Below are 22,450 nucleotides of genomic sequence, written 5' to 3' on the forward strand. Positions count from 1 at the left end.
GGGCTGCGCATAGCTAACGCCCTCGGAAACACCGCGTCAACACTTTGTTGAAATTCTCGCCCGGCGGACCCGCGAGGTCACTCGCCGCTTCGGGTGGTGTTCTCCCGGTTGAGGTAGTTGTAGACGGTGAAGCGGCTGACGCCCAGGGCCGCGGCCACGGTCTCGACGCCGTGCCGCACGGAGAAGGCGCCGCGCGCCTCCAGGGCCGCGACGACCGACTGCTTGGTCTTGCGGTCCAGTTCCGCCAGCGGCACCCCGTGCCGGCGCTCCAGGTCGGCCAGGATGTGGTCGAGCGAATCGGACAGGTGCGGCAGCCGCACGGCCACGGTCTCGCGGCCCTCCCACGACAACACCACGTCGTCGCCGCGCGCCTGCTCCGGCTCGATCATCTCGCCGCCCATCGCGTCCACGAGCGGCTTGACGGCGGCACGGAAGGCCCGCTCGGCGGCGCCGGTCACGACCCGTTCTCCGGCACGACGTTGACCTGCAGGGAGACCCGCGTGGCACCTGCCCGCAGGGACTCGCGCAGCAGCTCGCCCACGGCCGCGAGCACGGCGTCGTCGGACCCCTCGGCGCTGGTGCCGAAAGGGCCGACGTCGACGGCGTCCAGCGCGGCACCCCGGACGACCTCACGGGCGGCCACCGCGTGCGGCGGCGGCTCGTCGAGGTCGAACGGCTCGGTCGTGAACTCCACCCTCAATCGCACCATGAACCCACGGTAGCGGCGCGCTCGACCTGGTTTTCCTCCGGCCGTCAGACCCCGGAGAACTCCGCATCCGGCGCGGGCGCGGTCACGTGGACGGCGTCCAGCAACCCCGGGAAGCGGGCATCGATGTCCGCGCGTCGCAGCGTGACCACCCTGGAGGTGCCCCGGATCTCGGTCGCCATCAGACCCGCTTCCCGCAGGACCTTGAAGTGGTGCGAGAGCGTGGACTTCGCGATCGGGTAGCTGAGCTGACCGCAGACGCGCGGACCGTCGGCGTGCAGGGTCCGCGCGATGTCACGGCGGATGGGGTCGCTCAGGGCGTGCAGCACCCTGTCCAGGGAGATGTCCTCGCGGTCAGGGTGAAACAGCGCGGCACGCATGCTCGACCTCCTCTTGGCGGCGACCTATAGTTCGATATTCTACGAACTAGAGCCATGGTATCGGATGCGGCCGGGCCCCTGCCGTCCCGGCGCCCTTCGGCCGTACGAGCGGACGGGGACGCCCGCGCTCACCTCACCCCTCGGCCTCCTAGGCCGTCCGGCGGATCTTCGGCTGCGGGCCGGCTTTGCCGCCTGGTCGCCTGCGGCGGGCGGGCCGTCTTAGCCGCCTGGTCGCCTGCGGCGGGCGGGCCGTCTTAGCCGCCTGGTCGCCTGCGGCGGGCGGGCCGTCTTAGCCGCCTGGTCGCCTGCGGCGGGCGCCCTGCGGGCGCGTCCTCAATCGCGGACGGGCTTGATTTCGCTGGGCTCAGCCACCTTCAGCCCGTCCGGCGATTGAGGACACCGCCGCGCAGCGGTGGTGCGCACGACACGGCCCGCAGCCGCCCGCTCACGTGATCCGCCGGACACGGCCTATGCCTCCCCGGCCTCCTCAACACGGAAGGCACCGGCCCACGCGTAGATGCCGAGGGCCGCCACGTACGCCGCGACGGCGAGCGCGGCGACACCGAGGAAGCCGCCGGCCCCGGCGAGCAGCACGCCGCCGGCCACACCGCCGACCGTCGCGCCGGCGTACATCGCGGCGTTGGCGAGGGAGGACACCGTGCCGCGGGCCGTCTCGGTCCGGGCCTGGAGGATGCCCATCAGCACCGGGAAGACGAAGCCGGCGACCATCATGACGAGCGCGAGCGTCACCAGCGCCATGGTGAGGCCGGTCGAGAAGGGCACGACGCAGTAGAGGGCCATCAGCGCGAGGAGGGCCAGGAGCAGGGAGCGGCGCTGTCCCAGCCGGCGGACGAGGCGGCTGCCGAACAGCGAACCGATCGCGTTGCCGGCACCGAGGGCCATCATGGCGAGGCCCACGGAGCCCACGTCGAGCCCGAAGTCCTCGCTGAACCAGGAGCCGAAGAAGGACATGGCACCGAAGTTGCCGGTCTGGAAGACGAGGTAGGCCAGGAGGTACAGCCTCAGCGTACGGTCGCGGAACAAGGTCGCGTACGCGCCGGACATACCGGTCCGCACGCTCGCCGGGCGCGCCGGTACCGACGGGAACGCCCTGGCCAGGACGGCCCAGAGGACGACGGACGCTCCGCCGATCGCCCAGAACGGCACGCGCCAGGAGGTGGTGGCCAGCCAGCCGCCCAGCGGGATGCCCGCGACCTGGGCGACGGCGAGGCCGGCCGTGGCCGCCCCCATGGTCCGTACGATCCGGTCCGGCTTCACCAGCGCGGGGATCGAGGCCCAGATCTGCGGGGAGACGAAGGCGGCGCTCACCCCGGCGAGGAACCGGAAGAGGATCATCGTCCAGAAGCCCTGCGCGAAGCCGCACAGGGCGGTCGTCACGGTGAAACCGACGAGGCCCGACAGCAGTACGCCCCGGCGGTCGCGCCGGTCCGACAACGGTCCCGCCACCAGGGCGAACAGCGCGTAGCCCAGGGCGTAGGCGCTGACCATCCAGCCGGAGATCCCCGAGGAGACGTGGAAGTCGCCGGAGAGGGTGGGCAACAGCGGTGCGACGACGAAGGTGTCGGTCCCGATGACGAACATGGTGGCGAAGGACAACAGCGAGACGGACCTGGCCGACGGGGCGGGTGGGCCGGTTTCCGCACCGGTGGTCGCGGGCGGCGCGGAGGAGAGGGTCTTCATGGAGTGATCACCGTCCAGTAGGGGTGGCCGCGTCGGCCGGGGGGCAAGCTCATTTATTCGTAGTTCATCGAACATCGAACCAGACTGTAGCGCAACCGCGTCGGCGCGCGGCACGGGAAGCCCCCGGGCCGGGGCGACCGGACCGCACCCCTTGACACGCCTCCGAGCCGCCCGGCACGCTTCCGTCACGCAGAAAATAAATTCCACATTACGGAAGGCGACTTCTCGTGGGTCTTCTCGATCCGCTCGGGCGGTCCGACCGCCGCTTCGACGTGAACCTCTCGATGCTCTTCACCGAACTGCCGCTCCTGGAGCGGCCCGCGGCCGCCGCGGCCGCGGGCTTCACGGCCGTCGAGCTGTGGTGGCCCTGGCCCGACGACCCGGTCCCCGAGCCCTCCGAACTGCACGCCCTGCGGCGCGCGTTGACCGATGCCGGCACCCGGCTCGTCGGCCTGAACTTCTACGCCGGGCGGCTGCCGGGGCCGGACCGGGGCGCGCTCTCGGTCCCCGGCGCGGAGTCGGAGCGCTTCCGGGCCAACCTCGACGTGGCCGCCGACTTCGCGGCGTCGGTCGGCTGCACGGCGCTCAACGCCCTCTACGGCAACCGGGTCGCGGGAGCCGACCCCGCCGCGCAGGACGCCCTGGCCCTGGAGAACCTGGTGCTGGCCGCGCGGGCCGCGGACCGGGTCGGCGCGATCCTGCTGATCGAGGCGCTCAACGCGACCGAGTCGCCGGACTGTCCCCTGGTCGGCGCCTCGCGGGCGGCCGCGCTCGTCCAGAAGGTCAACGCGGCCTCCGGGCTGGGCAACGCCCGGCTGTTGATGGACCTCTACCACCTGTCCATGGGTGGCGAGGACCTCCACGAGGCCATCGACGACTACGTCCACCTCACCGGCCACGTCCAGATCGCCGACAACCCGGGCCGCGGGGCACCGGGCACGGGCGCGCTCGACTTCGACGCCCTCCTGGGCCACTTGGGCAAGGCGGGCTACGACGGCTGGGTGGGCCTGGAGTACAAGCCGCGGGGCGCGAGCGCGGACAGCTTCGGCTGGCTGGAGGCGATGTCCCGGCGGGCGGACTGACGCGGTCCGTCCCCACGCGGACCGTGGCATCCGCCCCCACGCGGACCGGCGGCGGTCCGGCCCGCCCACGTCGGCCCGTACGAGCCAGCCACCGGCACCCCCACACGTCCCGTCGACCCGACCGAAAGGACTCCCCCATGCCCACCGCACCTCTCCGCGTCGCCTGGATAGGGCTCGGCATCATGGGATCGCCCATGGCCGAGCACCTGATCAAGGCCGGGCACCCCGTCACGGGGTACACCCTCGAACCGCACAAGCTCGACCGTCTCGCCGCCGCCGGCGGCACCCCCGCCGGCGGTGTCGCCGAGGCCGTCCGGGGCGCCGAGGTGATCGTCACCATGCTGCCGGCCGACCCGCACGTCGAGGCCGTCGTCCTCGGCGAGGACGGGGTGCTCGCGCACGCCGAGCCCGGCGCGCTGCTGATCGACATGTCGAGCGTCTCGCCCCGCACGGCCGTCGCCCTCGCCGGGGCCGCGGCGGCCGGCGGCAAGGGCGTCCGCGTCCTCGACGCGCCCGTCTCCGGCGGTGAGGCCGGTGCCGTCGAGGGCGTGCTGTCCATCATGGTGGGCGGCGACCGGGCGGACTTCGACGCCGCGAAGCCGCTCCTCGACGCCCTCGGCACCACCGTCGTCCACTGCGGGCGGCACGGCGCCGGCCAGACCGTGAAGGCCGCCAACCAGCTGATCGTCGCCGTCAACCTCCAGGCGTGCGCGGAAGCGGTCGTCTTCCTGGAGAAGTCCGGCGTGGACCTGCCCGCCGCGCTCGACGTGCTCGGCGGCGGCCTGGCCGGCTCCGCCGTCCTCAGCCGGAAGCGGCAGAACTTCCTCACCCGCGACTACCCGCCCGGTTTCCGCGTCGACCTGCACCACAAGGACATGGGCATCGTCACCGAGGCCGCCCGCGCCGTGGGCGCGGCGATCCCCGTCGGCGGGGTCGTCGCCGGCCTGGTGGCCGCGCTCCGCGCGCAGGGCGACGGCGGGCTGGACCACTCCGCGCTGCTGCGCGGCGTCGAGCGGCTGTCGGGGGCGGCGTCGTGAGCGCGGCGCGGATCCCGGCCATGGAAGCGGCCGTGCACATCATGAGGGACGAAGGCGTCGACATCGCCTTCGGCTGCCCCGGCGCCGCGATCCTGCCGCTGTACAAGGCCATGGAGACCGTCGGCGGCATCGAGCACCTGATCGTCCGTCACGAGGAGGGCGCCACGCACATGGCCGACGGGTGGGCCCGTACCAACGGCCGTGTCGGCGTCGCCCTCGCCACGTCCGGACCCGGCGCCACCAACCTCGTCACCGGGCTCTACACCGCCTTCGCCGACTCGATACCGATGCTGTGCGTCACCGGCCAGGCCGTCTCCACCAAGCTGCACCAGGAGGCGTTCCAGGCGGTCGACATCGTGGAGATCGCCCGCCCGGTCACCAAGTGGGCCGTGCGGATCAAGGAGGCGGCGCAGATCCCCTGGGCGTTCCGGGAGGCGTTCCGCGTGGCCCGGGAGGGCCGGCCGGGGCCGGTGCTCATCGACATCCCCGTCGACATCGCCCGGCGCGAGATCCGCTACGACCCGGCCCTCGACGCCCGGCTGCCCGTGACCCGCGTCGCACCGCACCCGCCGCGCGTCGAGGCCGCCCTGGACCTGCTGCTGGCCGCCGAGCGGCCGCTGGTCCTCGCCGGCGGCGGGGTGATCCTCGCCGAGGCGTCGGCCGAGCTGCGGGAGCTGGTGGAGTACCTGCGGGTGCCGTTCCAGGTCACCCTCATGGGCAAGGGTGCCATCGAGGACGACCACGAGCTCAACATGGGCACCACCGGTATCCAGACCTCGCAGCGCTACGCCAACGCCTCCTTCCTGGAGTCGGACTTCGTCCTCGCCGTCGGCGCCCGCTTCGGCGACCGGCACACGGGCGCCGACGTCGGCGTCTACCGCGGCGAGCGCACGTTCGTCCACGTCGACGTCGAACCGGCCCAGCTCGGCAAGGTCATCGAGCCGGACCTGGGCATCGTCTCCGACGCCCGGCTGTTCCTCGCCGCGCTGCTGGCCGCCGCCCGGGCCCGCCGGGCGGTCCCCGGCACCGGTCCCTGGGTCGAGCGCTGCCGCACCCTCAAGCGCACGCTCACCCGCCGCGAGGACTTCGACACCGTCCCCGTGAAGGCACCCCGCGTCTACAAGGAGATCAACGAGATCTTCGGCCCGGACACGTACTTCGTCACCGCCATCGGCCTCTACCAGATCTGGGGCGGCCAGCACCAGAAGGCCCATCTGCCCCGCCGCTACCAGGTGTGCGGCCAGGCGGGCCCGCTCGGCTGGGAGGTGCCGGCAGCCATCGGCGTCAAGAAGGCACTGGAGGGCATGGGCCGCGGCGACACCGAGGTCGTCGGGATCGTCGGCGACTACGGCTTCCAGTACATGGTCGAGGAGCTGGCGGTCGCCGCGCAGTACGACATCCCGTACGTCCTGATCATGCTGAACAACGAATACCTCGGCCTCATCCGCCAGGCGTCGCTCGGCTACGGCATGAACTACCAGGTCGACATCCACTACGACGAGACCGGCACCGACCACGTCAAGCTGATGGAGGCGTACGGCTGCGCCGGCCGGCGGGTGGTGGACCCGGCGGACATCCGGCCGGCCGTCGAGTGGGCCCGCAAGGAGGCGGTCTCGACCTCCCGGCCGGTCCTGGTCGAGATCCTCATCGAGCGCGAGGCCAACACGCCGCACGGTCCGGACATCGACTCCGTGCGCGAGTTCGAGCCCGTACCCGGGGCGCACGGCACCCCCTGAACCCCGGGCGGCGGTGGCGCCGACATCTGTCGTGTCGCGCCCAGGTGCCACCGCCGTCCGGACCGCCCCTCCGGGCACCCGGGGGGCGCGTCCGCCGCCTTCGCCATTCACTCCCCCAGCGCGCCCGCATCGTGGACGATGGGCCCGTACCCCAACACCTACGGACCCGTTGCTGGAGCCGAAGATGGCCAAGAGCGTGCCGGTTCACTGCCCGACGTGCCGCCGGGAGCACTCCTTCACCCCGCCCACCTTCCCCTGCGCGTGCGGGACCCCGCTGACCCTGCCCGTGCTGCCCGACGCCACCCCGGAGTTGCTGGCCCATCGCACGTGGAGCGATTCGTGGGTCGCGGTGCGCTGCCCGTCGTGCGACCGGCAGGACCAGTGGCCCCGGCCGGAGTTCGGCTGCGCGTGCGGCACCGTCGTGCGGCTGCCCGTCCAGCCGGTGCCCGGGGTCGCGGACACCGACGGCGACGCGGCACCCGCCCTGCTGCGCCCGGACTTCCGCCCGCTCGCCATCCGGACCGCCGACGACGCGGTCGTGGCGGCGGAACGCTATCTGGACTGGCTGGGCTTCACGGGCGTCACCCGCCCCGGTGACGCCGCCGAGGCCGGCGTCGACCTGCGCGGTGTCGGCCTGGTCTCCCGGATCGACCCGACGACCCTGCCCACGTCCCTGCGCGCCGTCGAGTGCCTGTGGCTGCACGGGCTGGTCGACTCCGCGACCGGTGTCTTCTTCTCCCTCGCCGGTTACGAGCGCGAGGCCCGCTCCCGGGCCGACGAGCTGCGGCTGCCGCTGTTCGTGATGGATCTGACCGGCACCCCGCAGCCGCTGAACGGCCCCGCCGACCAGCTGGTCGAACGCGGTCCGGCGTAACCGGCCGCACCGCCAACCTCAAGTTATCCTCTGAACTCCCGCATCACCATGGTTTGTTGACCCTCCACGGGCGGAGACTCGACACGGGCCCGCGACACGGACGGGGGATCGCGGGCCCCACCATTTCGCGTGCGCGGCCGGGTGGTCTGCGGGCCGCGTCGTGCCCTACCACCGCTGCGCGGCGGTGTCCTCAAACGCCGGACGGGCTTGATTTCGGCTGGGGTCAGCGGATTCCAGCCCGTCCGGCGTTCGAGGACGCGTCCGCGGGGCGCCCGCCGCCGCCGGCGGCAAAGACGGCCCGCAGCCGAGGACCGGGCACCGGTCAGGACCCCGCCGTGGCCCCCTCGCGCAGTTCCACCTTGCGCACCTTGCCGCTGACCGTCATGGGGAACGACTCCAGGACCCGCAGCCGACGTGGGATCTTGTAGTGCGCGAGCCGCCCGCGGCAGTAGCGGTCGAGCTCGTCGAGGGTGAGGGTGCCGGCAGGGTCGCGCAGGATGACGCAGGCCATGATCTCCTCGCCGTAGCGCTCGTCGGGTACGCCGATGACCTGCACGTCGGAGATCTTGGGGTGGCCGTAGAGGAACTCCTCGATCTCCCGGGGATAAATGTTCTCCCCGCCCCTGATGATCATGTCCTTGATGCGGCCGACGATCCGTACGTAACCGTCCTCGTCCATCACCGCGAGGTCACCGGTGTGCATCCAGCGGTCGGCGTCCACGGCCTCGGCGGTGCGCTCGGGATCGTCCCAGTAGCCGAGCATGACCGAGTAGCCGCGGGTGCACAGCTCGCCCGGCTCGCCGCACGGGACCGTCGCTCCGGTGTCCGGGTCGACGACCTTCACCTCGATGTGCGGCAGGACCCGGCCGACGGTGCCGGTGCGGCGCGCCAGGTCGTCGTCGCGCCGAGTCTGGGTGGACACCGGTGAGGTCTCCGTCATGCCGTAACAGATCGAGACCTCGGTCATGTGCATCTCGGTGACGATCCGCTTCATCACCTCCTCCGGGCACGGCGAACCGGCCATGACGCCGGTGCGCAGGGAGGAGAGGTCGTAGGTGGCGAAGTCGGGGAGGCCGAGCTCGGCGATGAACATGGTGGGCACGCCGTAGAGCGAGGTGCATCGCTCGCGTTCGACCGCGTGCAGGGTGGCGACGGGGTCGAAGGCGGGGGCCGGGATGACGGCGCAGGCGCCGTGGGAGGTGATGGCGAGGTTGCCCATGACCATGCCGAAGCAGTGGTAGAAGGGCACGGGCAGGGCGACGCGGTCGGCCTCGGTGTAGCCGAGGAGTTCCCCCACGAAATAGCCGTTGTTGAGGATGTTGTGGTGGGAGAGGGTGGCGCCCTTGGCGAAGCCGGTGGTGCCCGAGGTGTACTGGATGTTGACGGGGTCGTAACAGTCGATCCGCGCCTCGCGTTCGGCGAGCCGCTCGGGTGCCACGCCGGCGCCGAGGCCGATGAGCTCGTCCCAGCCGGCGTCCCCGATGTGGACGACGTCGCGCAGCCCGGGGCAGTCGGCGCGGACCTCCTCGGCCATGCTCCGGTAGTCGCTGGTCCGGTGCTCGGTGGAGGCGATGAGCACGCTGACGCCGGCCTGCCGCAGGACGTACCCGAGCTCGTGGACGCGGTAGGCGGGGTTGATGTTGACCAGGATGGCGCCGACGCGGGCGGTGGCGTACTGGACCATCACCCACTCGGGGCAGTTGACGGCCCAGATGCCGACCCGGTCACCCTTCTCCACTCCCTTGGCGAGCAGCCCGAGCGCGACCTCCTCGACCGCCCGGCCGAACTCCGCGTAGGTCCAGCGGCGGCCACTGGGCACGTCGACCAGGGCGTCGCGGTCACCGAAACGCTCCACGGTGAAGGCCAGATCGGCCCCGATGGTGTCGTCGATCAGCGGGACGGAGGTGCCGCCCGCGGCGTACGAGGGTGTGCTCACCGGTGGTCTTCCTCTCGGTACTCGGTGCCGCCGCCCCGCACGGTGTGCTCGCGCAGTTCGACGCGGCGGATCTTGCCGGAGACGGTCTTGGGCAGCTCGGCGAACTCCAGGCGGCGGACGCGCTTGTAGGGGGCGAGCGTGGCGCGCGAGTGGGCGAAGAGGGCCTTCGCGGTGGCGGGGCCGGGCTCGAAGCCCTCGGCGAGGACGACGTACGCCTTGGGCACGGCCAGTCGCAGCGGGTCGGGGGCGGGGACGACGGCGGCCTCGGCGACGGCCTCGTGTTCGAGGAGGGCGCTCTCCAGCTCGAAGGGGGAGATCTTGTAGTCGCTGGCCTTGAAGACGTCGTCGGCGCGGCCGATGTAGGTGATGTAGCCGTCCGCGTCGCGGGAACCGATGTCGCCGGTGCGGTAGTAGCCGCCGGCCATGGCCTCGGCGGTGCGCTCGGGGTCGCCGGCGTAGCCGGTCATCAGGCCCACGGGCCGGACGGAGAGGTCGAGGGCGATCTCGCCCTCGTCGGCGGGCCCGCCGGTGACGGGGTCGAGGAGGACGACGCGGTAGCCGGGGCTCGGGCGGCCCATGGAGCCGGTCTTGAGCGGCTGGCCGGGCGGGTTGGCGATCTGCACGGAGGTCTCGGTCTGGCCGAAGCCGTCACGGATGGTCACGCCCCAGGCCCGTCGTACGGTCTCGATCACCTCGGGGTTGAGGGGCTCGCCCGCGGCGACGGCCTCGCGGGGCGGAGTGCGCAGCGCGCCGAGGTCGGCCTGGATGAGCATGCGCCACACGGTCGGCGGCGCGCAGAAGCTCGTCACCCCCGCCCGGTCCATCTCCGCCATCAGGCGGGCGGCGTCGAAGCGGGTGTAGTTGTGCACGAAGACGGTGGCTTCGGCGTTCCAGGGGGCGAAGAGGCTGGACCAGGCGTGCTTGGCCCAGCCGGGCGAGGAGATGTTGAGGTGGACGTCGCCGGGGCGGAGCCCGATCCAGTACATGGTGGTCAAGTGGCCGATGGGGTAAGAGGTATGGGTGTGCTCGACGAGCTTGGGCTGTGCGGTGGTGCCCGAGGTGAAGTAGAGCAGGAGGGTGTCGTCGGCGCCGGTGGGCCCGTCGGGGGTGAAGTGCTCGTCGGCGTGCGCGGAGTCCTCGTAGGAGAGCCAGGGCGCGCCGGGCCGGTCCGGCGTGCCGCCGACCGCGATGCGGGTGTAGTCGCCGGGTACGTGCGCGAACTTGTCCGCGTCCTCGGCCCGTACGATCACGTGTGCGACCCGGCCGCGTTCGATGCGGTCGGTGAGGTCGGCGGGGCCCAGCAGCGGGGTGGCGGGGATGACGACGGCGCGCAGCTTCATCGCGGCCAGCGCGGTCTCCCACAGTTCGGCCTGGTTGCCGAGCATGACGACGACGCGGTCGCCGGCCCGTACGCCCCGCGACCGCAGCCAGTTGGCGACCTGGTCGGAGCGGCGGCGCAGCGCGGCGAAGGACAGTTTCGTCTCGCCGCCGTCCGGCTCGACGATCCACAGGGCGGTGCGGTCATTGCCCTCGGCGATGGCGTCGAACCAGTCGAGCGCCCAGTTGAACTCCCGTGGCCGGGGCCAGTCGAAGCCCTCGTAGGCCGCCGGGTAGTCGTCGCGGTGCGCGAGCAGGAAATCCCGCGCCGCCCGGAAGCGCGCCGTCCCGCCGCCCGTCCCGTCCGTGTCCGTCAGGCTCATAGACGTCACTTGTCCTCCAGAGTGCGGGGCGCGTCGCCGGCCCGCTGGTTAGCATCGTGCGACGGTGATCCGAGTCTCACCACCCCCGGACGGGGGTGGCCGCATTTCATTGGATACGGAGATTCCGGCTTCGCGTCCAGGACCGGGGAGGCAGCAGCTATGGGAGTTCCGGACGGTGCGGCGGAGGTGCGTGCGGCCCTGTCGCGGATGCGCAGGGGCGCCGGGCTGCCGGTCGCCTTCGGCGGACTGCTCTCGGGGGCCCGGCAGTTCCGCATATCGGACACGACCGGGACGACGACGCAGGCGCTGCGGGACCTGGCGATCCGCACGGGCAGCGGCCTGGGCGGCAAGGCCGCGGCCCTGACCCGGCCGCTGTCCGTCACCGACTACCGGTCCTCGCACGTCATCACCCACGAGTACGATGCGGCGGTGGCGGCCGAGGGACTCTGCTCGGTGCTGGCGGTGCCCGTGGTCGTACGGGGCCGGGTGCGCGGCGTCCTCTACGGGGCGCTGCGGCGGCCGCTCGCGCTCGGCGACCGCCCGATGACCGCCGCGGTCGACGCGGCGCGCGAGCTGGAACAGGCGCTGGCGGTGCAGGACGAGGCGCGGCGGCTGCTGTCCGTGGCCCACCGGCCGACGACGGCGGACCCCGCGATGTGGGAGGAGGTCCGCGAGGCCCACGGCGAACTCCGCGCCCTGGCCCACCGCGTCACGGATCCGCTCCTGCGCCGGGACCTGCTGGCCGCGTGCGAGCGCCTGGCGGCGGCCGGGGCGGGCCCCGGACCGGCGGCGGGTCCGCGCGTCGAGCTCTCGCCGCGCGAGGTCGACGTCCTCGCGTGCGTGGCATCGGGTGCCACGAACGCGGCGGCCGCGGAACGTCTGGGCCTGCGCCCGGAGACGGTCAAGAGCTACCTGCGCTCGGGCATGCGGAAGCTGGGGGCGCATACGCGGATGGAGGCGGTGGTGGCGGCGCGGAGGGTGGGGGTGTTGCCGTGACGGTTGGCGCTGTGCCTTGGGGGTTCGGGGCGGGCTTGATTTCCCACGCGTCCGGACGACAACCAGCCCGTCCGGGGGCACCTCCCAGCGTTAGCTGGGGGAGATTGAGGCCGACGGGGGTCCGGGGGCCTGCCCCCGGTTGGGGAAGGGGCGGGCAGGGGAAAAGCCCTCCCCGCCCACACCCGTCAAGGAACCGTCAAAGCCATGGCACCCAGGGTCAATGGCCTGTCAATGAAGCGGTCGACGCGCCGCCGGACGGGCATAGCGTGAGCGGACCACACCGCACCCGACCCCTTCCTCCGAGGACCGCCATGGACCTGAGCCGAACCCCCGCCGAGGCAGCCGCCGTCGCCGTCGACAGCCCGCAGGCCGACGACGGAGAGCCCTCCGAACCATCCCATCCCGCCGGCCCGGCCTCCGCGCCGCCGCTGTACGTACCCGTACGGCCCTGCGCCGGCGGCTACGCCCTGCGGGTCTTCCGTTCCCCTCTCGGCACCCGCACCGCCGTCGCCTTCACCACCCAGCGGCGGCTTTCGGACGTTCTGGGCCCCGGTCAGCGGTCCGTCCGGCTGGCCCTTCCGGCCGTCCGTGCCCTGGCCGCGCCCCTCGGCGTCGAGCTCGTCTCCGTCGACCCCCGGCTCACGGCCCCGCCGGTGAAGCCGCTCCCGGCCGGTGAGGACACCGGCCCGCGACCGCTGCGGACGCTTCCCGGGTAACCCCGGCGGGCGCACCGGTCCGTACCGCGCCTCACCACCGGGCCCGGTGCGCCCCGCCCGTACGTCCTCCCCCACCTGCCCCGTAGGAGACCCCGTGTCCCTCCCCCTCGCTCCCGCGTCCCTGCCACCCCTGCCCCACGAGCCCGCGCGCGCCCCCGTCTGGCCGTCCTCCGCCCAGGCGCTGCCCACCGGTGACCTGACCGTCGGCGGGGTGTCGCTCGCCGAGCTCGCCGACCGCTTCGGCACGCCCTCGTACGTCATCGACGAGGAGGAGGTACGGGCCAGGGCCCGCGCCTGGCGCTCGGCCCTGCCGCACGCCGACATCGCCTACGCCGGCAAGGCGTTCCTCTCCCGCGCGATGGTGCGCTGGATCGGCGAGGAGGGCCTGTCCCTGGACGTCTGCTCCGCCGGCGAGCTGGAGCTCGCCGCGCTGAGCGGCTTCCCCGCCGAACGCGTCGTGCTGCACGGCAACGCCAAGAGCCCCGGCGACCTGCGGGCCGCCCTGCGCCTGGGCGTGGGCCGTATCGTCATCGACAGCACGGGAGAGATCGCCCGGCTGGCCGCGCTCGTACCGCCGGGCTTCCGCCGGCGGGTGCTGGTGCGGGTCGTGCCGGGTGTGACGGCGGGCGCGCACCGCGCGGTGCGGACGGGGGTGGAGGGCCAGAAGTTCGGCCTGCCGATCGCCGGTGGGGAGGCCGAGGAGGCGGTGGCGCGGATCCTGGACCAGCCGCGGCTCGAACTCGTCGGCCTGCACTGCCACCTCGGCTCGCAGATCGCCGACCTCGGCCCGTACGTGGAGGCGGTACGCCGGCTCGTACCACTGCTGGCCCGGCTCCGCGACCGGCACGGCGTGACGTTTCCCGAGCTCGATCTCGGCGGCGGCTTCGCCATCGCCTACCGCGACGGCGACCCGGCCCTGTCGCCGCGCGCGTACGCCGACCGGGTGGGCGGCGAACTGGCCCTGCTGTGCGCGCGGTTCGACCTGCCCGTGCCGCGGCTGACCGTGGAGCCGGGGCGCTGGATAGCCGGCCCGGCCGGTGTCGCGCTGTACCGGGTCCTGGCGGTCAAACGCAGCGGTGAACACACGTTCGTCGCCGTGGACGGCGGCATGAGCGACAATCCGCGCCCGGCGCTGTACGGCGTCCGCTACACCGTCCGCCTCGTGGGCCGCGCCGGCACCGAACCGCCGCGCGCGATGACCGTGGTGGGACGGCACTGCGAGGCCGGGGACGTCCTCGCCGAGGACGTCCCGCTGCCGGGCGACGTCCGTCCCGGGGACGTGCTGGCGGTCCCGGCGTCCGGCGCGTACCACCTGTCGATGTCCTCGGCCTACAACCTCGTCGGCCGGCCGCCCGTCGTCGCCGTGTCGGAGGGCCGCGCCCGGCTGCTCGTACGCCGCGAGACGCTGGAGGACCTGCGCCGGCGCGACGTCGGGGAGTGACCGTCAGGCCGCGGCGGCGGGCACGACGCGCACGTCGTGGGCGGTGTCCTGCGCCGCCATGGCCAGCAGCCGGGCCGCCTCGTCCTCCAGTGCGGCCCGGTCCGCCGCGCGGATCCGCTCGAACGGTTCGACGGTCAGCGTCGTGGTGCCCGGCGCGCGGTCGAGGCGCCAGACGCCGCGGATGAAGCCGTCGAGGACGACGGTGGGCGCGGCGCGGTTGACGCGCCGGACGCGGCGCCAGGACGCGGGGTCGACGACGCGGGCGCGGTCGGCGTAGGAGAGCGCGATGTTGTCGAACTCGGGCAGGAAGCGCACGGGAGCGTCCGTGTCCGGGTCGGGCAGCGGGGCGTCGGGCAGGTCGAACAGCTCGGTGCCGTTCTCGTCGCGGAAGGTCCGCAGGCCGGGGCGGATGCCGTCGACGACCGTGCGCAGCCCGGTCAGGCCGCACCACTTCTGCATGTCCTTCACGGACGCGGGGCCGAAGGCCGCGAGGTAGCGCCGCAGGACGGCGCCGGCGTCCGGGCGGGGGTCGGGCTCCTGGCCCAGCCAGGCCGCCGTGGTGGTGTGCGCGGCCGGTCCGCCGCGCCCCCACAGGCCGCGCGGCGGCACCTGGACGAGCGGGAGCAGCGCCCGTGCGGCCATGGCCAGGTCCTGCGGGGCACTGCCGGGCCACTCGCGGGCGAGTGCCTGTCCGAGCTCGTGGAAGGTGTACGGGCGCTCGGCGACGAGGTCGCGGGCGAGCGCGGCCACCCGGGAGAGGTCCACTCCGGTGAGGCGCTTGCCCTGGTTGCCCCGGAAGGAGCGCTCCTGCACGGGCTGGCACAGGGCGCGCAGGGTGAGGCAGTCGCGGGCGCCGACGAGGTGCAGGGTGGAGCGCATCACGGCGATGCGGACGGCGGCGCGGGAGGCCAGGAGGCCGGACAGCTCCTCGGGGTCGAAGCCGTCGAGGCGGGCGGCGAGTGCGTAGTAGGGGTCCATCGGCGACTGGGCCTGGAGCCCGACCAGGTGCTCGACGGCGTCGAGGGCGGGCAGCGCGGCACGGCGGAGCAGCAGCTGGCGCTCCAGGAGGGCGCGATTGAGGGCACGTACGGTCAGAACAGGAGCCCCGGTCGGTGTCATGCGTTCACGTTAGGAGAGATCGAGGACAGATTCTGTCCGCCTCCGGGCCGAGTTCTTGTTCAGATGCCGTAAATCGATCCGTATATCCTGGTCCGCGGTCCCGCTTTCACGGCCCTGTTCCAGGATCCCGTTCCGCGTGCCGGCCGCCCACGACGAGCGAGAGGGAGTGCCCCATGCCCGAGAACCCTCCGCGCCGTCGGCGTTCCACGCCGAAGAAGCACTCCCGGCTGTGGCCGGCGGTCCCCGACGGCGACGCCTCCGGGACGCCCGCCGCCGGCCCCGCCAACGGCGACGGGAGCGTCGTCCACGCCGCCGTCTACCGCGACGGCCACCGCGTGAGCACCCCCGTCTCGCTGGCCGACACCTACCGCCAGCTGCGCGCGCAGCCCGACGGCATGGCCTGGATCGGCCTGCACCGGCCCACCGAGCGCGAACTCCTCTCGCTCGCCGAGGAGTTCGACCTCCATCCGCTCGCCGTCGAGGACGCCCTCGAAGCCCACCAGCGCCCCAAGCTGGAGCGCTACGGCGACATCCTCTTCGTCGTCCTGCGCGCCGCCCGCTACCTCGACGCCCCCGAGGAGGTCGACTTCGGCGAGCTCCACCTCTTCGTCGGCCCCGACTTCCTCATCACCGTCCGGCACGGGGCGGCCCCCGACCTCTCCGCCGTCCGCGCCCGCATGGAGGCCACCCCCGAGCTGCTGGCCCTGGGCCCCGAGGCGGTGCTCTACGCCATCCTCGACGCCGTGGTCGACGGCTACGCACCGGTCGTCGCGGGCGTCCAGAACGACATCGACGAGATCGAGACCGAGGTCTTCGGCGGCGACCCGGCGGTCTCCCGCCGCATCTACGAACTCGCCCGCGAAATGGTCGAATTCCAGCGCGCCACCCGCCCCCTGGTCGGCATGCTGCACGGCCTCATGGCAGGCTTCGCCAAATACGGCACCGACGACGAACTCCAGCGCTATCTGCGCGACGTCGCCGACCACGTCACCCACACCAGCGAACGCGTCGACGGCTTCCGCTCGGCCCTCGCCGACATCCTCGCGGTCAACGCCACCCTGGTCACCCAGCAGCAGAACGCGGAAATGCGCGCCCTGGCGGAGGCGGGCTTCGCACAGAACGAGGAGATCAAGAAGATCTCGTCGTGGGCGGCCATTTTGTTCGCGCCGACGCTGGTGGGGACGATCTACGGCATGAACTTCGATGCCATGCCCGAGCTGCACTGGGCCTTTGGCTACCCCTTCGCGATCCTGCTGATGGCAGTGGTCTGCGTCAGCCTCTACGTCATCTTCAAGAAGCGCGACTGGCTGTAGGCGGCACATCGACGTCATTGATCAACTTAGCTCTTGCGAACGCATGGAGGCGGCCAGCAAGGCCCCTGGGGAGAATCTGGGGAGAATGCGCAGCCCGCCCCCGCGAGGCGCTCCCCTGCACCTTGAGGATGCCCCTGCCGCGCCGTCGACCGCCTCCAGCAACACGCGGCTGCGGGGGGTGACGAAATCGGGTGGCACGGCATCTGCTGCGCCAGATCATCCACCGCGCAGGCCCCGGTCGTAGCCGAGCGGACCCCGGGCGCTCGCCGGAGGCCCGGCCGACGCCGGGTCGGCGAAAGGCCTGGCGTGCGGGACCGACGGAACCGGGTAACGTCTTTGTCATGTTCTTCCAGACGCCGATTTACGAGTGAGAGCGTGACGGGCCCCTGCTGATGTCCTTCGACGTCGCCGCGCCCGTCCCCCACCGATGAATCCGTAGATCACTTCACATCATCACCGGGAGAACCCGTGACCGACAGCAAGAACATCAACAACCCCGTGGGCCAGGGCGGCGGCCAGCGCAAGAAGCTGTCCCGCGCCGAACGACAGAACAACGGTCCGCACCGCAACCGCGACCGCCAGAGTGCCGCCGACCAGAAGGCCGAGCTGGTGCGCAAGATGCGCGAGAAGGCAGCCGCAGCTGAGGGCGCCGGGCAGGCGAGCGACGACACCGCAGAGAGCTGACGCACCGCCGCCGCAGGGCGGCACCGCACGGGGCAGGGCCCGGACCGCGACGCGCGGTCCGGGCCCTGCTGCCGTATCGGGGCTCTGCTGCCGTACCGGGCGCGGCCGGTCCCGCTCAGACCAGCAGCGTCACCACCAGCGCGTCCCCGTACCTAGCCCCGGCGACACCGCCGGGAAGAGCGTGCCGAGCGTCGCCACCCCGACGGCCAGCGAGGACTGCTGCGCGATCACCATCACCCCGCTGCCCACCCCGCCCGGTCCGCCGGAGCGCACGATCCGCAGCAGCACCGGGAGCTGGCAGCCCTGGCCAGCCCGGCCAGCAGCAGGCTGGAGGAGGTCCACGAACCCCAGGCCGGCCAGTCGCACCGGACCGCCAGCACCAGCAGCACGATGCCCGTCCCCTGAATCAGCGCACCGGCGGCCGTGACCCGGCCGCCGTACTGCTGCCGACCGACGGCACCGTGACCGTCTACACGCTCCAGGCCCCGGGCCAAGGCGGCTGGCTGACCGGCCCTTCCGGAGAATCACAAGTGAATCTGGACTCCGGTCCCGTACAGGCGAACGTCATACCGGGCATCCAGCCACCTCCCGAGGGCAACCTGACACCCCGAGCCCGTACCCGGCTGCCATGTCACGCCTCGAGGAGTACCGCGCCATCGTGCACACAACCCGTCGCACCCGGCCCCTTCTCGCCTGGGACGAGAAGTGGGGCAGCCATGTCTCCGTGCATGCCGACGGATCCGTACTCGCTATCCGGCTGCTGCCGAACCAGCGTCAAGCGCGTCGCTCACGCTGACCCGAGAACGCCAGAGTTCACAGCCGCCCGGCACGACACCGAGCCCCCGACCAATCGTGAGCCATAGGCCCCCGTCGTTCCAGAGGCTTGCCCCCAGGACCGGGTCACTCCGCCAGCACGATGGTGTGCGGTGTCGGCGCGAGCTGCGCGCGGTAGCGGCGGACGCCCCAGCTGCGGTGCTCCAGCTCCGCCGCGACCAGCACCTCGGCCGTGTTCATACAGTCGGGCACGAGCTCCACCAACGCGGCCACCGGGTGATCGCCGACCAGAGGGAAACCCCTGACTCGCCGGAACTCCCACTGCGGGTTCGGCTGGGAAGCTCCGTGGCCCCGGACGATCCACTCCTCCCTCGTCGGTCCGGATCCTGGCGGCTTCTCCACCCCTACATCCAGCACTCCTGTCGTGACCGTGAAGCTCACGCCCGTCCCGAGGCCGGGGACCGGGCGGGTGCGCTCGCCGGGGTCGATCAGGCGCGCGATCGGCTGTACCTCATGCTCCAGTGTGGACAGTGCGACGCCCAGGGAGGCGTGGCGGAATACGCCTTTGCCCTCCGGTGTCTCAGGGCGAAACGAGCACACCATGAGCAGTTGCCGGAACTCCCGGTCGGGTGTGGCCCTGAGGTAGGACAGCCAGCCCTCCGGCGCGCCCGCGTGGTCGGCAGGCAGTAGGTCCCAGCCGAAAGTGAGCCTGCCGCGTAGCGGTGCGTCATCCACCGGGCTGCCGAGCGTACGCTCCGGCACGAGTTCGACGTCGTGCAGCCGAATCTCGATCATGCGGCGGCTCCCTTGGTCCTACCGTGCACATAGGTGAACGCTCCCCAGTCACGGTAGTGGGGATACGTGGCACGCGTGGCGAGTTGGGCACCGCGGAAGGCCTGCTCCGGATCCGCGCCGCGGGCGACTCCTTGGTGCAGGTGGTGGTAGAAGTACGTGACCGGATCCGGGCGCACGGGCCACAGGCACCCGACGACGGCCTGCGCTCCGGCGGTGATCAGTGCCGAAGGGATGCCACGAATGTTGTCTCCGCGGTCGAATCGGCCGAGCGCCGACTCGCAAGCGGCGAGTGTGACAAGGCGGACGCCGCGCAGGTCGACATCCAGGAAGTCGTACGCGAATACGCGGCCGTCGTCGTCGCCGTCCGGCGTGAGGTAGAGGCAATGCATCCACGGCGCGTCCTCGTCCAGCGCCCCGTGTACGGCAATGTGGACGACGTCCGCCGTGGACATCTCTGCGCGCAGCCTGTCGCGAGTGGCCGCACAACCGGTGAGGGCTTCAGCGCCTACCGCCTCGGCAACCCTCCGCGCGTGCTCCTCCAGCGCCAGTTCGGCATGCAGACCGAAAGGAACACCCCCGGCAGCGGAGGCCACTACAACGGTGTGGCCCTCACGCGCAGGCACTTCGACGGGTGCCAGGGCTTCGATGCCGGCGACCGTGGTGACCGTCCAGTCGTCGGCGATCAGACGGCCGCCCCTGCGGCACAGCGGTAGGGGCAGGTAGTGCAGAGCGCCGTGCGGCCAGGCCAGGATTCGGTCCTTACCCTGGGAGCGCCACTTGTCCCACAGTTCGCTGCCCCCAAGCGGCAGGCCGACCGACTCCAGCAGCCGACTGCCCTCCGGTGTCACGTCGCCGAACAGCGGGTCGCGTTCGATCTCCGTGCGGATCGCCTCGACCCGGTCCGCATCCGGGTGCCGGTCGCCGTTCTCGTCCGCACCCTCGCCGAGGTGCACCACGAGCTCCCGGCCCTCCCTGGTGACCGCGAGCAACACGGCCGCGCCGCTCACGGCCGCGGGCAAAAACCACGTCAACAGCACCGTTCGGTCGTCCAGCAGATCATGCACCCTGGCCCAGATGCGCTGATCGTCGATGAACGGTGCCGAACGCCGACTCAGCTCGTCGTCGATGAACGACGAGATGCGCCACCGCAGATTCCGGGCGATCTGCGTGTTGTCGTGGCCGCCAGGACGATGGTCAGCGTCCACCACGTTCAGCAGGTTCGGCAAGGCGCCGCCGGCGGCGGCGGGCTCCTCCCAGTCGCGCAGCTTGCCGAGGAAGTGCTGGATGTGCGCGGGCAGCACGAGCGGGCCTTCGATGCGCCACCACGTACCCAGCTCCGAACCCTTGCCCGCTTGATGTAGACCGAGCATCAGCCCCATCGGCAGCGTCTCGCTTTCCGCGGTGAGCTGCCAGACCGCCGAGTGCACGAGGTCGCGCAGTATCGCGCCGAGTTCGGGCGTGCCGCTCGTGTCGAAGTTCGGCGCATCCACGATGATCGCGTGCAGCGCATTCTTGAGTTCGTCGCCGCGGAGGTTGCCCAACTGCTGCACAAGCGGCACCAGGCTCGCCTGCGCCAATTCCTCGAAGCCGAGGGAGGCGTAGACGAGCGCTGCGTACGTGTAGTAGCCCCATGGGAACGGGACAGGGCTGGAGCCCGGCTCGCCTGCCTCCGCCGACTGGTAGTACAGATCCGCCGTAAGCAGCCGGACCTCCTCGTTCCGTCCGTCGCCCGCCTGCCGCAGGAGACTGAGCCCCAACGCCGGCTGCCGTCGGTCGCGGGCGTGTGCAGCCGCATGCAGGAGAGCCGCAGATCGCTGCAGCAGCGTCCAGGACTCCGGGAACGACACCGGCAGCGCATGGTGGGGACCCGGGCATTCACTCGGGTCGTCGGGCAACACGTGAAGCTGGGCGTCGATCAGCTGCCTGCGGTGGGCCGAGGCCCATCGGATGTCGAGCTGCCCCGCCCAATCCAACACGGTGCGCAGCAACCGTCGGTCGGCGCGTTCCCTGGCCAGGTTGACGCCCTGGCTGATCGCCCTCGCCGTCACCGTACTGCCGTGGGCGGCGGCGAAATCGGCCAGTGGCGTCCCGAATACCCCTATGAGCAGCCCGTCGGTCGTCTCCGGGGGCACCCCATCCACCGTCCGAAGGAGGAACAGTGCGAGGTCCGGCTCGTCGGCGGCGGACGAGTCGTGCCATGCCGACAGCGCAGCGCGGGCAGCATCACGGTGAACTCCCTCCTCGTCCGCGAGGATCTGCGCCAGTACCGCCAGCAGCCGAGGCCTCCTCAACCCACCACCCAGCTCCAGCGCACGCACCACCAGGTGTCCCGCTTCCGCCACCAGCCGGTGGGACTCCGTCTGGAAGTGCTCCTCTTCGGTGAACCACGTGCGGTACAGGTCCGCGGTCAGCCGAGCGGACCATGTGGTCAGCAACGGCTCGCGAGCGTAGTCGTCGGCGGCCAAGTCCTCCGGTCCCCGGGTGGCCATCCGCAACCGAGCGGCAGCCAGCAGCGCGGCTTCCAGGTCGGCGGAGTCGCTCAGTTTGTCGATCAGCCGAGCCGCCAAGACTTCGGACTCTTCGAACACCGCGCGGTCGCACCGGTCCGCCACCAGGTGGACGCCCGCCTCGACGGTTTGGAAAGCCGCGACCCGCCAGGCAGCCTCCATCGCGCAGGCGTCGGCGACCTCGGCGACCAGTCGCCAGTAGACGTACATGAACTCCACCAGGCCGCGGTGATCGAGGAACTCGTCCCGGAACAGCAGATCCACCATCGCCTCAGCGGGCATCGCGCCGTGCTCCGCCAGGGCCTGCCGCATCTCCTCTACTTCGCGCGCCCGTCGCTTCGCCTCGTCCAGCGACATGATCCGATCGCACACGTACTGCGCCAGCTCCATGAGCACGCCGACGGGGTCGATGACGAAGGTGACCGTCGGCTTGCCGTCCGCCTCGTAAGCAGGCTCACCGAAGCGCACAGAGCCGGCACACACCTTCCCCCGCCGCGTTTCGAAGACCAGCGCGCCGAGTGGATCGTCTGTGGCAGGCAGCACGTGGGACACGACTAGCATGACCGAGCCCGAAACGTCCGCCGCCTCGCTCCACCCCGGCGGCCGTTCCACGTCGAGGTCGTGCACGAAGTGCGCACCGTCGGGGCCGAGGACGGACAGCCCACCTTCTTCGTCCTGCGTGACACACCACCGGGGGGCGAGAGGGTGACTGAACGGCAATTCGTCCAGTGACAGGAGCACTGGGAGGCCCCGCGCGTACGCGCGGGTGAACAGGCTGCCTCCTGCCCCGCCACCAGTGGCGAACGGGCTGATGCTGGCCAGGCCGACGGCCAGGCCGGCATGCCGGACACCCTCCACATCGGCGAGGAACGCCCACCCGGTGATCTCCCGTGACAGTCGCACGCCATCCCCATTCGCGCCGCCGATCATCGACAGGTTCAACGGTGGCACAG

19 protein-coding genes are annotated in these 22,450 nt (G+C 72.0%); 9 read left to right on the forward strand and 10 right to left on the reverse strand.

Annotation, left to right across the window (positions count from 1 at the left end):
- Positions 1-77: 77 nt before the first annotated feature.
- From J7E86_RS16375 to J7E86_RS16390, 4 genes are all read right to left on the reverse strand, one after another.
- Positions 78-401, reverse strand: coding sequence for a helix-turn-helix domain-containing protein (locus J7E86_RS16375; RefSeq protein ID WP_215082446.1), 324 nt, complete (start codon positions 399-401; stop codon positions 78-80).
- 53 nt (positions 402-454) lie between these two features.
- Complete coding sequence (locus J7E86_RS16380) at positions 455-709, reverse strand: hypothetical protein (protein ID WP_215082415.1); 255 nt, start codon at positions 707-709, stop codon at positions 455-457.
- Between the two features lie 44 nt (positions 710-753).
- A complete protein-coding gene (locus J7E86_RS16385) occupies positions 754-1,086 on the reverse strand; it encodes a helix-turn-helix transcriptional regulator (RefSeq protein ID WP_215082416.1) in 333 nt (110 codons plus the stop codon).
- 468 nt (positions 1,087-1,554) lie between these two features.
- Positions 1,555-2,688, reverse strand: a complete 1,134-nt coding sequence (locus tag J7E86_RS16390) for an MFS transporter (RefSeq protein WP_251019219.1) — start codon at positions 2,686-2,688, stop codon at positions 1,555-1,557.
- 383 nt (positions 2,689-3,071) lie between these two features.
- Here J7E86_RS16390 and J7E86_RS16395 point away from each other — a divergent pair, with 383 nt between their 5' ends.
- From J7E86_RS16395 to J7E86_RS16410, 4 genes are all read left to right on the forward strand, one after another.
- Positions 3,072-3,869: a TIM barrel protein gene (locus tag J7E86_RS16395; protein WP_215082447.1), complete on the forward strand. Its 798-nt coding sequence runs from the start codon at positions 3,072-3,074 to the stop codon at positions 3,867-3,869.
- A gap of 137 nt (positions 3,870-4,006) precedes the next feature.
- Positions 4,007-4,906, forward strand: coding sequence for a 2-hydroxy-3-oxopropionate reductase (locus J7E86_RS16400; protein WP_215082418.1), 900 nt, complete (start codon positions 4,007-4,009; stop codon positions 4,904-4,906).
- 11 nt (positions 4,907-4,917) lie between these two features.
- Positions 4,918-6,642, forward strand: coding sequence for a glyoxylate carboligase (gene gcl / locus J7E86_RS16405; protein ID WP_374223812.1), 1,725 nt, complete (start codon positions 4,918-4,920; stop codon positions 6,640-6,642).
- Positions 6,643-6,826: 184 nt separating this feature from the next.
- Positions 6,827-7,516, forward strand: coding sequence for a hypothetical protein (locus J7E86_RS16410; RefSeq protein ID WP_215082419.1), 690 nt, complete (start codon positions 6,827-6,829; stop codon positions 7,514-7,516).
- Positions 7,517-7,838: 322 nt separating this feature from the next.
- On the opposite strand, the gene J7E86_RS16415 is transcribed toward J7E86_RS16410, so the two are convergent.
- Together J7E86_RS16415 and J7E86_RS16420 are read right to left on the reverse strand one after the other, a co-directional pair.
- The gene (locus J7E86_RS16415) at positions 7,839-9,452 is read right to left on the reverse strand and encodes an AMP-binding protein (RefSeq protein WP_215082420.1); all 1,614 of its coding nucleotides are present in this window, start codon (positions 9,450-9,452) and stop codon (positions 7,839-7,841) included.
- Entirely contained in the window at positions 9,449-11,152 is a 1,704-nt protein-coding gene (locus tag J7E86_RS16420) for an AMP-binding protein (protein ID WP_215082421.1), read from the reverse strand. Before J7E86_RS16420 ends, J7E86_RS16415 begins: the two co-directional genes overlap by 4 nt.
- A 159-nt stretch (positions 11,153-11,311) precedes the next feature.
- Between J7E86_RS16420 and J7E86_RS16425 the strand changes: the two genes are divergently transcribed.
- From J7E86_RS16425 to lysA, 3 genes are all read left to right on the forward strand, one after another.
- On the forward strand, positions 11,312-12,148 hold the full coding sequence (locus J7E86_RS16425; protein WP_215082422.1) for a helix-turn-helix transcriptional regulator: 837 nt from the start codon (positions 11,312-11,314) through the stop codon (positions 12,146-12,148).
- A 311-nt stretch (positions 12,149-12,459) separates the two neighbouring features.
- Positions 12,460-12,864: an SAV_915 family protein gene (locus tag J7E86_RS16430; RefSeq protein WP_215082423.1), complete on the forward strand. Its 405-nt coding sequence runs from the start codon at positions 12,460-12,462 to the stop codon at positions 12,862-12,864.
- Positions 12,865-12,958: 94 nt separating this feature from the next.
- The gene (gene lysA / locus J7E86_RS16435; RefSeq protein WP_374223811.1) at positions 12,959-14,305 is read left to right on the forward strand and encodes a diaminopimelate decarboxylase; all 1,347 of its coding nucleotides are present in this window, start codon (positions 12,959-12,961) and stop codon (positions 14,303-14,305) included.
- 3 nt (positions 14,306-14,308) lie between these two features.
- Here lysA and J7E86_RS16440 read toward each other — a convergent pair whose 3' ends face one another.
- Complete coding sequence (locus tag J7E86_RS16440; RefSeq protein WP_215082424.1) at positions 14,309-15,424, reverse strand: winged helix DNA-binding domain-containing protein; 1,116 nt, start codon at positions 15,422-15,424, stop codon at positions 14,309-14,311.
- Positions 15,425-15,597: 173 nt separating this feature from the next.
- On the opposite strand from J7E86_RS16440, the gene J7E86_RS16445 reads away from it, so the two are divergent.
- Together J7E86_RS16445 and J7E86_RS16450 are read left to right on the forward strand one after the other, a co-directional pair.
- Positions 15,598-16,737, forward strand: a complete 1,140-nt coding sequence (locus tag J7E86_RS16445) for a magnesium and cobalt transport protein CorA (protein WP_215082425.1) — start codon at positions 15,598-15,600, stop codon at positions 16,735-16,737.
- 468 nt (positions 16,738-17,205) lie between these two features.
- The gene (locus tag J7E86_RS16450) at positions 17,206-17,421 is read left to right on the forward strand and encodes a DUF6243 family protein (protein ID WP_215082426.1); all 216 of its coding nucleotides are present in this window, start codon (positions 17,206-17,208) and stop codon (positions 17,419-17,421) included.
- A 129-nt stretch (positions 17,422-17,550) separates the two neighbouring features.
- On the opposite strand, the gene J7E86_RS16455 is transcribed toward J7E86_RS16450, so the two are convergent.
- The 3 genes from J7E86_RS16455 to J7E86_RS16465 all read right to left on the reverse strand — a co-directional run bounded on the left by J7E86_RS16455 (position 17,551) and on the right by J7E86_RS16465 (position 22,439).
- Positions 17,551-17,787 (reverse strand): hypothetical protein, encoded by a 237-nt coding sequence (locus tag J7E86_RS16455; RefSeq protein ID WP_215082427.1) that lies wholly within the window; start codon positions 17,785-17,787, stop codon positions 17,551-17,553.
- A 534-nt stretch (positions 17,788-18,321) separates the two neighbouring features.
- Entirely contained in the window at positions 18,322-18,990 is a 669-nt protein-coding gene (locus J7E86_RS16460; protein WP_215082428.1) for a hypothetical protein, read from the reverse strand.
- Positions 18,987-22,439: a CHAT domain-containing protein gene (locus J7E86_RS16465; RefSeq protein ID WP_215082429.1), complete on the reverse strand. Its 3,453-nt coding sequence runs from the start codon at positions 22,437-22,439 to the stop codon at positions 18,987-18,989. Before J7E86_RS16465 ends, J7E86_RS16460 begins: the two co-directional genes overlap by 4 nt.
- Between the last annotated feature and the right edge of the window lie 11 nt (positions 22,440-22,450).

It is taken from the genome of Streptomyces sp. ISL-11 (genome assembly GCF_018614525.1).
In the GTDB taxonomy this organism is placed as follows: Bacteria; Actinomycetota; Actinomycetes; order Streptomycetales; family Streptomycetaceae; genus Streptomyces.

What these genes read in the sequence shown, in the direction of transcription:
- J7E86_RS16375 (WP_215082446.1), bottom strand. Translation starts at nt 401, where the DNA reads ATGGGCGGCGAGATGATCGAGCCGGAGCAGGCGCGCGGCGACGACGTG.
- J7E86_RS16380 (WP_215082415.1), bottom strand. Translation starts at nt 709, where the DNA reads ATGGTGCGATTGAGGGTGGAGTTCACGACCGAGCCGTTCGACCTCGAC.
- J7E86_RS16385 (WP_215082416.1), bottom strand. Translation starts at nt 1,086, where the DNA reads ATGCGTGCCGCGCTGTTTCACCCTGACCGCGAGGACATCTCCCTGGAC.
- J7E86_RS16390 (WP_251019219.1), bottom strand. Translation starts at nt 2,688, where the DNA reads ATGTTCGTCATCGGGACCGACACCTTCGTCGTCGCACCGCTGTTGCCC.
- J7E86_RS16395 (WP_215082447.1), top strand. Translation starts at nt 3,072, where the DNA reads ATGCTCTTCACCGAACTGCCGCTCCTGGAGCGGCCCGCGGCCGCCGCG.
- J7E86_RS16400 (WP_215082418.1), top strand. Translation starts at nt 4,007, where the DNA reads ATGCCCACCGCACCTCTCCGCGTCGCCTGGATAGGGCTCGGCATCATG.
- J7E86_RS16410 (WP_215082419.1), top strand. Translation starts at nt 6,827, where the DNA reads ATGGCCAAGAGCGTGCCGGTTCACTGCCCGACGTGCCGCCGGGAGCAC.
- J7E86_RS16420 (WP_215082421.1), bottom strand. Translation starts at nt 11,152, where the DNA reads ATGAGCCTGACGGACACGGACGGGACGGGCGGCGGGACGGCGCGCTTC.
- J7E86_RS16425 (WP_215082422.1), top strand. Translation starts at nt 11,312, where the DNA reads ATGGGAGTTCCGGACGGTGCGGCGGAGGTGCGTGCGGCCCTGTCGCGG.
- J7E86_RS16430 (WP_215082423.1), top strand. Translation starts at nt 12,460, where the DNA reads ATGGACCTGAGCCGAACCCCCGCCGAGGCAGCCGCCGTCGCCGTCGAC.
- J7E86_RS16440 (WP_215082424.1), bottom strand. Translation starts at nt 15,424, where the DNA reads ATGACACCGACCGGGGCTCCTGTTCTGACCGTACGTGCCCTCAATCGC.
- J7E86_RS16445 (WP_215082425.1), top strand. Translation starts at nt 15,598, where the DNA reads ATGCCCGAGAACCCTCCGCGCCGTCGGCGTTCCACGCCGAAGAAGCAC.
- J7E86_RS16460 (WP_215082428.1), bottom strand. Translation starts at nt 18,990, where the DNA reads ATGATCGAGATTCGGCTGCACGACGTCGAACTCGTGCCGGAGCGTACG.